The organism is Ruegeria sp. CDSC025 (assembly GCF_059610805.1).
Genome location: NZ_JBXWOJ010000002.1, coordinates 114020 through 126198 on the forward strand (window position 1 = coordinate 114020; position 12179 = coordinate 126198).

A 12179-nucleotide genomic window follows, 5' to 3' on the forward strand; every position below is an offset into this window, starting at 1 on the left:
ACACTGATCTGAGAGCCTGTTTGCGCAAACCTGCGACGATCCGTCAGGCCGCGACAGCCAGTGACCGCGCCAGACGCCGTTCGCGCAGGAAGGTATAGAGCCCCGACCCCAGGATCAGCGATGCACCGGCAACCGTCATCATATCCGGGCGTTCCCCGAACATCAGCATTCCGGCCGCGATAGAAAACACCAGCCGGGTGTATCGGAACGGGGTCAGGGCCGAAGCATCGCCAATCCGCATTGCGCTGACAATCCCGTAATACCCCAGAACACCAAATCCAATCGCGCCCAAGAACGGCCCGAATTGCGCCTGGTTCAGTGCAACGACCGGCTGGCCGGCCATTGAGATCAGCACAAAACCGGCAATGGTAACCGCCCCATAGGCCTGCATCGCAACTACTGCCGAGGCCACACGCACATCCAGCCTGCGTGTGATCAGATCGCGGGCGGCAATAGCCACAACGCTGGCCACGACGAAAAGGGTTTCTGGCTGGAACCCGTCCAACCCCGGTCGGATGATCAAGAGAACACCGATGAAACCAACGCCGATTGCGCTCCATCGCCGCCATCCAACCTGCTCGCCCAGGAACAACGCCGCCCCCATTGTAACGACCAAAGGCATTGCCTGAAACACCGCGGCAACCGTTGACAAATCGACCAGAGACAGCGCGGTCACAAAAGCCACGGCCCCGAACCCCTCGCAGAGCGCACGTATCAGGGGCAAAGTCTGCCACGCGGCAGCATCAAAGATGCGTTTGCGGGTGAACACCGCCATACCAACAAAGACCAGACCACAGGAAAGGCCCAAAAGAACCATGATCTGTCCTGTTGGCACTGTGACCGACAGGTGTTTGATGAACATATCTTCAAGTGCAAAGGCCGCCATTGCGCCGACGACCAGCAAAATGCCGTTCACGTTGTTCATAGTTTTGTCCGTAGAATATTGCGGCGCGTTCAGCCGGTCATATCCAAGCAAAAGCCGATGCCGGGCGGTCAGGCAAGCAATATCCGCCTGAGAATCATGAATTCCCGTGCGCAGGCCGTTCGTTTTTTGTGATGGATCAGTCGTGGTCTAGCGGAACGCCATACAGTTCCAGCCGGTGCCCTTTCAGCTTGTAGCCCAGCTTAGCTGCAATCTTTTCCTGTAGCGCTTCGATCTCAGGGTCTACAAATTCGATGACTTCACCTGACTGCATATCGATCAAGTGATCATGATGGTCCCGTTCGGCATCCTCGTACCGCGCGCGACCATCACCGAATTCCAGACGCTCTAGAATCCCGGCCTCTTCGAACAGTTTGACGGTCCGATAGACGGTGGCGATGGAAATACCAGAATCAACCTGTGAGGCGCGCGAATAGAGCTCTTCGACATCGGGATGATCATCGCTTTGTTGCAGCACCTGTGCAATCGTGCGGCGCTGTCCTGTCATACGCAGGCCTTTGGCTTCGCAACGGGCGATGATCGTGTCGGACATAGGGACCCTCGGCATATATTCGGTTCTCTGTATTAAACCGTATGCGTGATCGGCGCTACAGGGGATTTACCGGCTAAGCTACAAGGCGTAGATCGGCCCAGATTGGCAAGTGATCCGAGGCGATATGCGCGGGTCGCACCGAATGCACGCCATGCAAAACAGCCTCAAGCCCCGCGCCGAGCGCGATCCGATCCAGCGCGCCCAGCGGCTGTGCCGCTGGAAAGCTGGGGAATGGTGGAAGAAAGTGCATATCCGGGGCCAGGTGATCCAGAACCGGCTGTCGGGACCATTCATTGAAATCCCCCGCCCAGACAGTTGGCAAATCCTCTAGATTCGCATCGCACCGTCTGAGGTGGGTGATTTGCTGACGGCGTGAGGCGGGCAAGAGCCCCAGATGCATGCCCATCACCCGAAGCGGACCGATTGGTGTGTCAAACTCGACCCTGACAGCCCCACGCGGTTCCAGCCCCGGTAATTCGTGATGCCCGGTCTGCCGGACACGGATCGCATCACCCCGCCAGATCACTGCATTCCCATGCCACCCCAAGCTGCCAGCCCCACCCAAATCAACGATCTGCCATCCCGCTTCGTCCAGCATGAAATGCGGCAGGGCCGCAGGGCGCGGAGGCAATCGTTTGTCGGCCTCTTGCAAGACGACAATATCGGCCTGCAGGCTTTCGATGACCTGAAGAATCCTCTGGGGCTGTCGACGTAGATCCAGTCCGACACATTTCTGAATATTATAGCTGGCGATGCGCAGGATTGCGGTCTGAGACATGGGTTCCTGAAAGTCCGTTTGAGATCGCAGGATTGCGCTGCTCATCGTTGATTGCAAGCCGGCTTCACCAAAGCAAGCGCATGGCGAAACACCGACGTAGCTGACTGCGAAAACAGGTGTGAAGAACTCATGTACCGCAGAAGGTCGCCTGAACAACCTCATCCTGTGCCGGTGGCCGTGTCAGATCCAAAGCGCCGGGTTGATCCTCATAGGGCCGGGACAGCACATTGTTCAGCCGGTGGAATGGGTCAAAATCCCCCTGCACCGCCGCCTGGATCATCTGTTCGACCCGGTGGTTGCGCGGGATAAAGGCCGGATTGGCCTTGTTAATCACCTCAGCAGGTTTTTTTTCACGAGACAGCCGCGACCGCCAACCGTCTGCCCATTGATCAAAGGCCTGCGGATCGGTGAATTGATCCCGCGCCTGATCGCCGCCCAGCGCCCGGAAGGTATTGGTGAAATCCGCCTGGTTCTGCGCCATGCAATTCAGCAAGTCCGAGATCATCTCAAGATCGCCGTCTTCCTGCGTCACAAGACCGATCTTGGCCCGGAACTTTGTAAGCCAGTGTTGCTGTATCAGGTCGGGCATCGCATGGACGATCTCGGTAGCCTCAGCAACGGCGGCCTCTTTATCCTCGAACTGCTGGATCAGCGCGGTCGCCAGTTGCGCCGCATTCCAGACGGCGATTTCGGGCTGGTTGGAATAGGCATAGCGACCCATGCGGTCGATCGAGCTGTAGACGGTATTGGGATGATAGTTATCCATGAAGGCGCAAGGGCCGTAATCAATGGTTTCGCCTGAGATCGAGCAGTTGTCAGTGTTCATCACCCCATGGATGAATCCCACACTCATCCATGCGGCAATCAACTGCGATTGTGCGTCGACAACAGCGCGCAAAAGACCCATCGGGCCGTCGGCCTGCGGGTAATGGCGCTGGATGGCATAATCTGTCAGTCGACGCAGACTGTCCAACTGTCCACGCGCGGCGAAGATCTGAAAGCTACCTACGCGCAGGTGGCTTTGTGCGACACGGGTCAGGATCGCACCAGGCATTGGACCTTCTCGAAAAATGGCCTCGCCAGTCTCAACGGCGGCCAGCGCCCTTGTGGTCGGGATGCCCAGCGCGTGCATCGCCTCGGACACCACATACTCGCGCAGCACTGGACCCAGCCATGCACGTCCGTCACCCTGTCGGGAAAACGGCGTCGGGCCTGATCCCTTCAACTGGATATCCCGTCGGACGCCATCCGTCCCAACTGTCTCGCCCAGCAAAACCGCGCGCCCGTCCCCAAGCTGGGGGTTATAATTCCCGAACTGATGCCCTGAATAGAGCTGTGCAATCGGTTCTGCCCCTTCTGGCAGGGTGTTGCCGGAAAAGGCCTCGGCCATTTCATGCACCTCGCCGGGCGTGATTCTCAGAATCTGCGCAAGATCGGAGTTGAAAGCAATCAAGCGAGGCGCACGGACCGGCACCGGCGCTTGCCGCGCATAAAAGCTGTTTGGCAAACGGGCGTAACTGTTGTCGAAGGGGATCATCAGAGTCATGTTCCAAACATATTCCTGATCGGGACGAATACCATAGCGGATCGTCCAATCCCGTGCATAATCGCCCTGAAACGACCGAGGCCCCATGACCGCACAAGAGATCATTCAACATCTGAATCTGCAACGCCACCCCGAAGGCGGCTGGTTCCGTGAAACCTGGCGCGCTGATAACCACGGCCGCGCCACCGGGACTTGTATCTATTTTCTGCTGGCCCAGGGCGAGGCCAGCCATTGGCACCGCGTCGATGCGACCGAGATCTGGCTGTATCACGCGGGGTCACCCTTGGTGCTGTCGCTCAGCGCAACCGAAACTGGCCCGGCGACCGACCACATGCTGACCCCGGACCTGTCGCAAGGCGCACCACAACTGATCGTGCCCAAGGATCACTGGCAGGCCGCGCGCAGCAAGGGGGCCTACACGCTGGTCTCTTGCACCGTGTCCCCGGGGTTTGAATTCGACGGGTTCGAACTCGCCGCTCCAGGGTTCGACATCCCCCGAGGCTGACCGATGGATCACCGCGCCCTCATCGCATCACTCCCGGCCGAGGCCAAAGACCGGCTGCAGATGCGGTCTGACGCGGCGGGTCTGAGGCACTTGGTGCTGTATCTATTGGTGCTGAGCGCAACGAGTACAGGCATCGCCGTGCAAATCCCGCTCTGGCCGCTGCTGATCCTGCCGCAAGGCGTGCTGCTGGTGTTTCTGTTCACCCTCAGCCATGAATGCACCCACAAAACGCCGTTTCGGACTGGCTGGATGAATGATGCGGTTGGGCATCTTGTCTCAATCCCAATCGCCCTGCCCTTTACCTGGTTTCGGTACTTCCACCTTGCGCATCACAAATGGACCAACCACCCGGACAAAGACCCCGAGCTGGGTGGCAAACCGCGGCCCGACAGCTGGCCCAGCCTGCTGATCTCTCTGAGTGGTTGGCCTTATTGGTCTGGGATGACGAGCGTTCTGATCAGTAACGCAATGGGCCGGATCGAGGCGCCCTATTTGCCGCATCGCCAACATAAGGCCATGCGGATTGAGGCCCGTGTCCTGCTGGCCATTTACGCGCTTGCAGGGGCAAGCCTGCTGGTGTCTCCTTTGGTGGTCAGCTTATGGCTGTTGCCGGTCTTGGTGGCACAGCCCGTTCTTCGGCTGTACCTGCTTGCGGAACACGGCCTCTGCCCGCCGGTGGCGAATATGCTTGAAAACTCGCGCACTACGTTCACCAACCGATTGGTCCGATTTCTGGCCTGGAACATGCCCTATCACGCCGAACACCACGCCTTTCCAAACGTTCCCTTTCACCAGCTGCCGACGCTGCATGACTGGACCAAGGCACATTTGAAATCGACCTCTGAGGGGTATTCAGAATTTACGTCAGACTACGTTCGCTCGATGGAACGCTGACCATCCCGCCCCCGACCAGTGCCTTGACCCCTGTGGTGCCGGGGCAAGAGGTCGGCAGCCCGCGCGCGACACGGACAGCAAGATAGGCAAAGGCCTGTGCTTCCAGCATATCCCCATCCAGACCAACCGCTTCGACCGGCTCCACCGGACAATCCAGCGAAACGCGCAGCATCTCCATCAGGACCGGGTTATGCCGTCCCCCTCCTGTCACCAACACACGCGACGGCGGCTCCGGGCAATGCTCGATCCCTTGCGCAACTCCGGCCGCGCACATGCCGGTAAGCGTGGCAACTGCATCAGCATCTGATAATTCCTGAACCAGGCGGATCATCTCGGCAAAGTCGTTCCGGTCCAGCGATTTCGGCGGCATCCTGTTAAAGAAAGGCTCTGCCAGAAACAGTTCAAGTGCTCCGGCCTCGACCCTACCGCCGCGCGCAACCGCGCCGTCGCGATCCATGGGCAGACCCAGACGTTCCTGCATCAGATCATCAACCGGTGCGTTGGCCGGACCGGTGTCAAAAGCCAAGAGCGCACCTGGTATTTCAGGGCCATCAAACCTGGGATCTACATAGGTCAGGTTCCCGACCCCACCCAGGTTCAGAAAACAAAGCGGTTGGTTGGCCTCAATCCACTTGGCACAGGCAAAGTGGAAAAAGGGCGCAAGCGGAGCGCCCTCGCCCCCCATCGCCACATCATCGCTGCGGAAATCCCAAACGACGGGGACACCCAAGGCCTGCGTCAGGCCATCGCCGTCACCCACCTGCAACGTGCCGCGCCCGCTTGGTTCATGCGCTAGGGTCTGACCATGAAGCCCGATCAGATCAATCTTGTCGAAGTCCGCCAGTATTTCGGCATGGGCAAGCGTAACCAATTCCGCCGCGGCATCCACCCCGGGGCCATGCCACTGTCCCAATGCAGCACGAAGCGTTTTCCGCTCCGCATCTGAATAGGCGCGGTATCCGGTGGGCCCAAAGCCAAGAATTCTGTAACCGTCCGTTTTGATCACCGCCGCGTCCACGCCATCCAGCGAGGTCCCCGACATTGCACCCAATGCAGTCAATACGCCTGATTTGCTAATTGCCCGACCCACGCCAGCCCTCTTTCGCCTGTTCGCGCCCGTTCTGTCGTCGCGTTGTCCACAACCTGCACGTTAACGCAAACCCAAGGCAAGCCAGATCACATAAGCCGCGTGTTTTTCTTGGACAAGGTGCCTTTTCCTTGTCAGCCCCACCGCCTATACACTGCCCCGCAACATTAACCCAAAGGGCACGATATGACCTACCACCCCAAATCGGATTTCATCGCCACGATGATCGAGCGCGGCTTTCTGGCTGACTGCACCGATTATCAGGGCCTTGACGAGGCGCTGATCAGCGGGTGTCAGTCGGCGTATATCGGGTTTGATGCAACGGCAAAGTCCCTACATGTGGGCAGCCTGATCCAGATCATGATGCTTCGCTGGTTCCAGAAAACAGGTCATAAGCCGATCACCCTGATGGGCGGCGGCACCACGAAGGTGGGCGATCCGTCCTTCCGGTCAGATGAGCGCCCCCTGCTGGGCCCGGACCAGATCAACGCCAATATCGCAGGCATCAGAAAGGTGTTTGCCGCCTATATCGACTATGATAGCGGCGCAGAAAACGCAGCACTGATGCTGAACAACGAAGAGTGGCTGGACGACCTAAATTACCTCGACTTCCTGCGCGACATCGGCCGGCATTTCTCGGTCAACCGGATGTTGGCCTTTGAATCGGTGAAATCCCGGCTGGACCGCGAGCAATCGCTGTCCTTCCTCGAATTCAATTACATGATCCTGCAGGCCTATGACTTCCTTGAACTGAACCGTCGCTATGGCTGTGTCCTACAGCTTGGCGGTAGCGATCAGTGGGGCAATATCGTCAACGGTATCGACCTGACCCGTCGCGTGTTGGATAACGAGATTTATGGCCTGACCTCACCCCTGCTGACCACCAGCGATGGCAAGAAGATGGGCAAATCGCAAGACGGTGCGGTCTGGCTGAATGCCGAGATGCGCTCACCCTATGAGTTCTGGCAGTTTTGGCGCAACACCACCGACGCGGATGTTGGGCGGTTCCTTAAGCTGTACACCGAACTGCCTGTGGATGAGTGTGACCGCCTTGGCGCATTGCAGGGGTCCGAGATCAACGAGGCCAAGATCCGCCTGGCAAACGAGGTCACCTCCTTGCTGCACGGGGCCGAGGCTGCGGCAAACGCCGAGGCCACCGCTCGCGAAGTGTTCGAAAAAGGTGGCGTCGGGGACGATCTGCCGACCCTAACGGTCGGCGAAGCAGACTTGCCGATATCCATCGTGCAACTGATCGTACAGTCTGGCCTGGCGAAATCTGGCAAAGAGGCCAAGCGCCTGATTGCAGAAAACGGCGCCAAACTGGACGACGCTTCTTTAACAGACGCGGGATTGATGATCGACGCAGGCGCCTTGTCCTCGCCAATCAAACTAAGCGCCGGCAAGAAACGGCACGCGCTGGTTCAGTTGGGTTAACTAAGACCTCTGAAAGAAAAACGGCCACCTAATTGGGTGGCCGTTTCTGTTTTGCATGAGCAAATCCGTCACTTGCAGGCTTATCGCTTGCCCCCTTTGCCTCCGCCGTTTCCATGGCCGCCGCCGCCATTACCGTGACCTCCGCCGTGGCCGTTGTTACCTCCACCGTTTCCGGTGCCGGGGCCAGAGCCGCCATTATTGCCCCCGCCATTGCCGGGGTTCCCAGCGTTTCCATTGCCATTTCCGGGGCCGTTACCGCCTTTACCCGGACCATTGCCCCCTTTGCCGGGACCATTGCCATTTCCGGGTTTGCCGGGGCCATCGCCACCACCATTGCCGGGATCATCACCTGGGTTGTCGTCACCGGGATCATCCCCGCCACCGTTGCCCGGATCATCGCCCGGGTTATCGCCACCCGGATCATCGCCGCCGCCGTTGCCGGGACCGTTACCGCCCGCCCCGTCGGACCCAGTTCCACCGCCGCCAACCGGCGTGACCGGACGGCTTGGGTCCGAACTGCGATCTTCGCCCGCATTTGCCGCGCTTACGATCGATGCTGTCGGAAAGTCGGTCAACAAGGCGGCCAACCCCGGGCATTGAGCGGATGTGTTTCGCAATGTGGTTTCGAAATCCGCACGTTTCTGCAAGCGCTCCAGAAAGCTGGGGGTTACCTGCGTGCACTCACACATGGTCGCATAATCGCCGCTGTTTGCAGCATTCCGCGCCGTTTTCCAGTTGCAGACCTCTGGTGCAGCGGCCGCACTTCCAGCCGCCATAATCCCCAGAAACGGAGCGGCAACCAAAGCGGAAAGCCCTGATTTGGTTCCAATTCGCATAGTTTGTCCTCCTCAAATGCGCCACCCAGACGCTCGATTGCGTTCAGTGTCGATTTGAGATCCCAACATTAAGAACGCCTGAAGCTGACCTGAGAAAGCCTTGAGGAAGGGCCGCCTGCCCGACGCCCCCCTATGGACACTGTCCCTTTGCTGATATTAAATGAACGTATGTTCATATCTTTTGGAAGGAGATCCAGATGCACCTGTCGACCACCGCAGCCATTGTCACCGGAGGCGCCTCGGGGCTGGGTGAGGCAACGGCCCGCTTTTTTGCAGAAAACAATGCACAGGTAACCATTCTGGACCGGGATGCGGACCGAGGCAGCCAGATCGCAACAGAAATTGGCGGGCATTTCGCCCAGACGGATGTAACCGATGAAACATCCGTGGCCGCGGCCATCGCCCATGCCCGCGAGAAGATGGGAGCGATCAACGCGGCAGTGAATTGCGCCGGAATCGCGGTTGGCATGAAAACCGTAGGCAGGGATGGCCCGCACCCGCTTGATGCATTTCAGCGCACGATCGACATCAACCTTGTGGGTACATTCAACGTTTCACGCCTTGCAGCCGCGGAAATGGCAAAGAACGACCCAGAACCGGATGGCGCGCGTGGGGTTATCATCAACACGGCTTCAATTGCCGCCTTTGATGGGCAAAAGGGTCAGGCTGCCTATGCCGCTTCGAAAGGCGGTGTGGTGGGTATGACACTGCCCGTGGCACGGGATCTAGCCGCGTCCGGTATCCGCGTGATGACCATCGCACCCGGAATCTTTATGACTCCGATGCTGGCCGGTCTGCCCGAAGAGGTGCAGCAACAACTGGCCTCTGACGTTCCCAACCCTGTGCGCCTTGGCGACCCCCGCGAATACGGGCGACTGGCCGGGTTCATCGTCGAAATGGGTTACCTGAACGGCGAGGTCATCCGTATCGACGGCGCGCTGCGAATGCGCTGAGCGTCGCTGATCACCTACCGATGAAAACAGCTCGCTCAAATGAACTGTGGTCGGATAGCCGGCCACAGCCCGAAAGCTGATCTAGGCGCCCTCGGCCTTTTCCTCGAGGATCAGCCACTCTTCCTCGGCTGCGGCCAGCTTTTCCTGCCGCTCGACCAAAGCCTCGGTCGCTTTCTGAAATTTAACAGGTTCACGGCTGAAAAGCTCGGGATCGGACATCAGCTCTTCAAGCTTTCCGATTTCCGCCTCAAGCCGCTCAATCTCGGCAGGCAATTTCTCAAGACGGTGTTTCTCTGAAAATGATAGCCCCAGTTTCGGATGCGCCTCTTGCTTTACCTTTGGCTTGGAAGCTTTTGTTTTTACTTCTTTCTTATCAACCACCTCGCCGCGCTGAGCGAGGTAGTCCGACCACCCCCCGGCATAGACGGTTGCACGGCCGTTACCCTCCATCGCGATGGTCGTTGCGGCCACACGGTCCAAGAAATCCCGGTCGTGACTGACCAGCAAAACGGTGCCGTCATAATCGTCCAGCAGTTCCTGCAACAGATCCAGTGTTTCCACATCCAGATCGTTGGTCGGTTCGTCCAATACCAGCAGGTTCGACTGTTTGGCCATCAGCTTTGCCAGCAGCAAACGAGCTTTTTCCCCACCGGACAGTGACTTAACGGCTGCTCTGGCCTGCCCCTCGTCAAACAGAAACTCCTTGAGGTAGCCGACCACATGCTTGGGTTGGCCGCCGACCATCACCTGATCCGCCTTGCCGGAAACACGCATCTCGGGGTCACCGGTCAGGCTGTCCCAAAGGCTCATTTCGGGGTCCAGCTGCGCGCGGGTCTGGTCGAAAACCGCAATCTCAAGATTGGTGCCCAGCGTGACCGACCCCTCATCCGGGTTCTCTTGTCCTAACAGCATTTTCAGCAATGTTGTCTTGCCGACGCCGTTTGGGCCAACAAAGGCCACGCGGTCGCCCCGCTGTACCAACAGGTCAAAGTTGCGCACGATCTGATGATCACCAAAAGACTTGGATAGGCCTTTGGCTTCAAACACTTTTCGCCCTGATTTTGGTCCAGACTCAAGGGTCATCGCGGCCGAACCCTGACGTTTTATCTGTGCGGCTTTTTCAGATCGAAGGTCCTGCAAGGCGCGGACCCGACCCTGGTTGCGCTTGCGACGGGCGCTGATGCCCTCGACGGCCCATCGCGCCTCGGACTTGATCAGACGGTTCAGCTTATGACGTTGCTGGTCCTCTTCCTCCCAGATCTTGTCGCGCCAAGCCTCGAATGCCGTAAACCCCTGCTCCTGCCGTCGGACCGCCCCACGATCGATCCATAGCGTCGCGCGGGTCAAGGCGCGCAGAAAGGCACGGTCGTGTGAGATCAGCACATAGGCCGTCCGTGTCGATCCCAGCTCACGCTCGAGCCAGGCGATGGCTTCGATGTCAAGATGGTTGGTCGGCTCGTCCAGCAGCATCAAATCCGGGGCTTCGCCCATCAGCTTGGCCAGCGCGGCACGGCGGCGTTCACCGCCCGAGGCCGTCTCAACAGCGCGCGCCGGGTCGAATTTCAGCCCTTCGCCTGCGCGTTCGACTTTGTAAAGTTCACCCGGCTCTAACCCGCTGGAGGCATAGTCGCCGAGCGTAGCAAACCCTTCCATTCCGGGGTCTTGCTCCATGTAACCGACTGACTTACCCGGGGGAATTACAATCTCGCCCTTGTCCGCTTCCACCAAACCGGCCATCACCTTCATCAAAGTTGACTTGCCGGATCCGTTCCGCCCAACCAGAGCGACGCGGTCGCCTGGTTGAACCACCAGATCAAGGTCTGAAAAAACCGGATCGCCCCCGAAAGTCAGGGAAATGCCGGACATCTGCAATAAAGGGATTCTTGCCATGCCCGCCAGCTAACCCCGCAGCGTCGAGCCGTCAACGGCGATTACCCGGCAACGGCCCGCAGCAAACGTTTACGTGCGGGCGGAATGGCGCAGATTTCGAGGCCGGTAAAGACATGCAAAGTGTTCATGTGACGGTCAACGACTGCGTGGTCACTGACCCAGCCGCCCATCATCAAGTAAGTACGCAGCAAAGGGGGCATGCGCATCATGGCTTTTTTGGCATCCGGGCGCCGACGCAATCTCGCGGCGAACCGGAAAACATCTGGGGCCTTGACCCGTGGCAACCAGCGTTTCGGGGCCAGATGGCGATGTTTCAACATCGCAAAAGCATCAAGATATTCCGCCGTTTCTGTACCCGCAAACGAAGAGCAGCCAAACAGCATCTCAACATTATTCTGATCGACAAATGCAGTCATCGCCCCCCAGGCAACACGCAGAATGTCTGGGTCGTTTCGACCAGGATGCACGCAAAAGCGCCCCATCTCGACCATACGCCCCTTAAACCCTTCAAGTGCCGAGAGGTCATAGAACTGGGCGGAATAGCTTTGGCCAATCTCGGCCCCGCGCTCCATCATCAACAAGCGAAAGCAGCACACGAGTTTACCGTTGGCACGCATATCCTCGACCAGAATATGCGTACAACGGCTGTCGAACTCATCCTGATCCACCTGATCAGTCCCGAAAGCCAGTGTTCGAAGACACTGTGCCGCCGCAACATCCTGCGGTGTTTGCGCCTGACGCGCACGGTACCGGCCCTTGCCGAGCAATAGTGCCATGGTCG

12 protein-coding genes are annotated in these 12179 nt (G+C 58.6%); 4 read left to right on the forward strand and 8 right to left on the reverse strand.

The annotated features are described in order from the left end of the window. Positions 1-43 precede the first annotated feature (43 nt). The 4 genes from AC2FH8_RS03710 to AC2FH8_RS03725 all read right to left on the reverse strand — a co-directional run bounded on the left by AC2FH8_RS03710 (position 44) and on the right by AC2FH8_RS03725 (position 3799). Positions 44-925: a DMT family transporter gene (locus AC2FH8_RS03710; protein WP_496688324.1), complete on the reverse strand. Its 882-nt coding sequence runs from the start codon at positions 923-925 to the stop codon at positions 44-46. 136 nt (positions 926-1061) lie between these two features. Further along, positions 1062-1475 carry a Fur family transcriptional regulator gene (locus tag AC2FH8_RS03715; protein ID WP_142633379.1) on the reverse strand — a complete coding sequence of 138 codons (414 nt, stop codon included), beginning with the start codon at positions 1473-1475 and terminating at the stop codon, positions 1062-1064. Between the two features lie 73 nt (positions 1476-1548). After that, positions 1549-2253, reverse strand: a complete 705-nt coding sequence (locus tag AC2FH8_RS03720; RefSeq protein WP_142635102.1) for an endonuclease/exonuclease/phosphatase family protein — start codon at positions 2251-2253, stop codon at positions 1549-1551. A gap of 127 nt (positions 2254-2380) precedes the next feature. After that, positions 2381-3799 carry a protein adenylyltransferase SelO gene (locus tag AC2FH8_RS03725; protein ID WP_496688662.1) on the reverse strand — a complete coding sequence of 473 codons (1419 nt, stop codon included), beginning with the start codon at positions 3797-3799 and terminating at the stop codon, positions 2381-2383. An 85-nt stretch (positions 3800-3884) separates the two neighbouring features. On the opposite strand from AC2FH8_RS03725, the gene AC2FH8_RS03730 reads away from it, so the two are divergent. Both AC2FH8_RS03730 and AC2FH8_RS03735 read left to right on the forward strand, forming a co-directional pair. Then, positions 3885-4304, forward strand: coding sequence for a cupin domain-containing protein (locus tag AC2FH8_RS03730; protein ID WP_271947457.1), 420 nt, complete (start codon positions 3885-3887; stop codon positions 4302-4304). A 3-nt stretch (positions 4305-4307) separates the two neighbouring features. Continuing rightward, positions 4308-5198 carry a fatty acid desaturase gene (locus AC2FH8_RS03735; protein ID WP_271947459.1) on the forward strand — a complete coding sequence of 297 codons (891 nt, stop codon included), beginning with the start codon at positions 4308-4310 and terminating at the stop codon, positions 5196-5198. On the opposite strand, the gene AC2FH8_RS03740 is transcribed toward AC2FH8_RS03735, so the two are convergent. Next, on the reverse strand, positions 5164-6288 hold the full coding sequence (locus tag AC2FH8_RS03740) for an anhydro-N-acetylmuramic acid kinase (RefSeq protein ID WP_496688326.1): 1125 nt from the start codon (positions 6286-6288) through the stop codon (positions 5164-5166). The two genes, AC2FH8_RS03735 and AC2FH8_RS03740, sit on opposite strands and share 35 nt — an antisense overlap. A gap of 183 nt (positions 6289-6471) precedes the next feature. On the opposite strand from AC2FH8_RS03740, the gene tyrS reads away from it, so the two are divergent. Then, complete coding sequence (gene tyrS / locus AC2FH8_RS03745) at positions 6472-7719, forward strand: tyrosine--tRNA ligase (protein WP_142633369.1); 1248 nt, start codon at positions 6472-6474, stop codon at positions 7717-7719. Positions 7720-7799: 80 nt separating this feature from the next. On the opposite strand, the gene AC2FH8_RS03750 is transcribed toward tyrS, so the two are convergent. Beyond that, the gene (locus AC2FH8_RS03750; protein WP_496688329.1) at positions 7800-8555 is read right to left on the reverse strand and encodes a hypothetical protein; all 756 of its coding nucleotides are present in this window, start codon (positions 8553-8555) and stop codon (positions 7800-7802) included. Positions 8556-8752: 197 nt separating this feature from the next. Between AC2FH8_RS03750 and AC2FH8_RS03755 the strand changes: the two genes are divergently transcribed. Beyond that, positions 8753-9508 carry a 3-hydroxyacyl-CoA dehydrogenase gene (locus tag AC2FH8_RS03755; protein ID WP_281994504.1) on the forward strand — a complete coding sequence of 252 codons (756 nt, stop codon included), beginning with the start codon at positions 8753-8755 and terminating at the stop codon, positions 9506-9508. Positions 9509-9589: 81 nt separating this feature from the next. Here AC2FH8_RS03755 and AC2FH8_RS03760 read toward each other — a convergent pair whose 3' ends face one another. Both AC2FH8_RS03760 and AC2FH8_RS03765 read right to left on the reverse strand, forming a co-directional pair. Beyond that, the gene (locus AC2FH8_RS03760) at positions 9590-11398 is read right to left on the reverse strand and encodes an ABC-F family ATP-binding cassette domain-containing protein (protein WP_496688331.1); all 1809 of its coding nucleotides are present in this window, start codon (positions 11396-11398) and stop codon (positions 9590-9592) included. 41 nt (positions 11399-11439) lie between these two features. Further along, positions 11440-12174 carry a GNAT family N-acetyltransferase gene (locus AC2FH8_RS03765; RefSeq protein WP_496688333.1) on the reverse strand — a complete coding sequence of 245 codons (735 nt, stop codon included), beginning with the start codon at positions 12172-12174 and terminating at the stop codon, positions 11440-11442. Between the last annotated feature and the right edge of the window lie 5 nt (positions 12175-12179).

Coding starts and splice junctions, on each gene's coding strand:
- AC2FH8_RS03710 (WP_496688324.1), bottom strand. CDS start 925: ATGAACAACGTGAACGGCATTTTGCTGGTCGTCGGCGCAATGGCGGCC.
- AC2FH8_RS03715 (WP_142633379.1), bottom strand. CDS start 1,475: ATGTCCGACACGATCATCGCCCGTTGCGAAGCCAAAGGCCTGCGTATG.
- AC2FH8_RS03720 (WP_142635102.1), bottom strand. CDS start 2,253: ATGTCTCAGACCGCAATCCTGCGCATCGCCAGCTATAATATTCAGAAA.
- AC2FH8_RS03725 (WP_496688662.1), bottom strand. CDS start 3,799: ATGACTCTGATGATCCCCTTCGACAACAGTTACGCCCGTTTGCCAAAC.
- AC2FH8_RS03730 (WP_271947457.1), top strand. CDS start 3,885: ATGACCGCACAAGAGATCATTCAACATCTGAATCTGCAACGCCACCCC.
- AC2FH8_RS03735 (WP_271947459.1), top strand. CDS start 4,308: ATGGATCACCGCGCCCTCATCGCATCACTCCCGGCCGAGGCCAAAGAC.
- tyrS (WP_142633369.1), top strand. CDS start 6,472: ATGACCTACCACCCCAAATCGGATTTCATCGCCACGATGATCGAGCGC.
- AC2FH8_RS03750 (WP_496688329.1), bottom strand. CDS start 8,555: ATGCGAATTGGAACCAAATCAGGGCTTTCCGCTTTGGTTGCCGCTCCG.
- AC2FH8_RS03755 (WP_281994504.1), top strand. CDS start 8,753: ATGCACCTGTCGACCACCGCAGCCATTGTCACCGGAGGCGCCTCGGGG.
- AC2FH8_RS03760 (WP_496688331.1), bottom strand. CDS start 11,398: ATGGCAAGAATCCCTTTATTGCAGATGTCCGGCATTTCCCTGACTTTC.
- AC2FH8_RS03765 (WP_496688333.1), bottom strand. CDS start 12,174: ATGGCACTATTGCTCGGCAAGGGCCGGTACCGTGCGCGTCAGGCGCAA.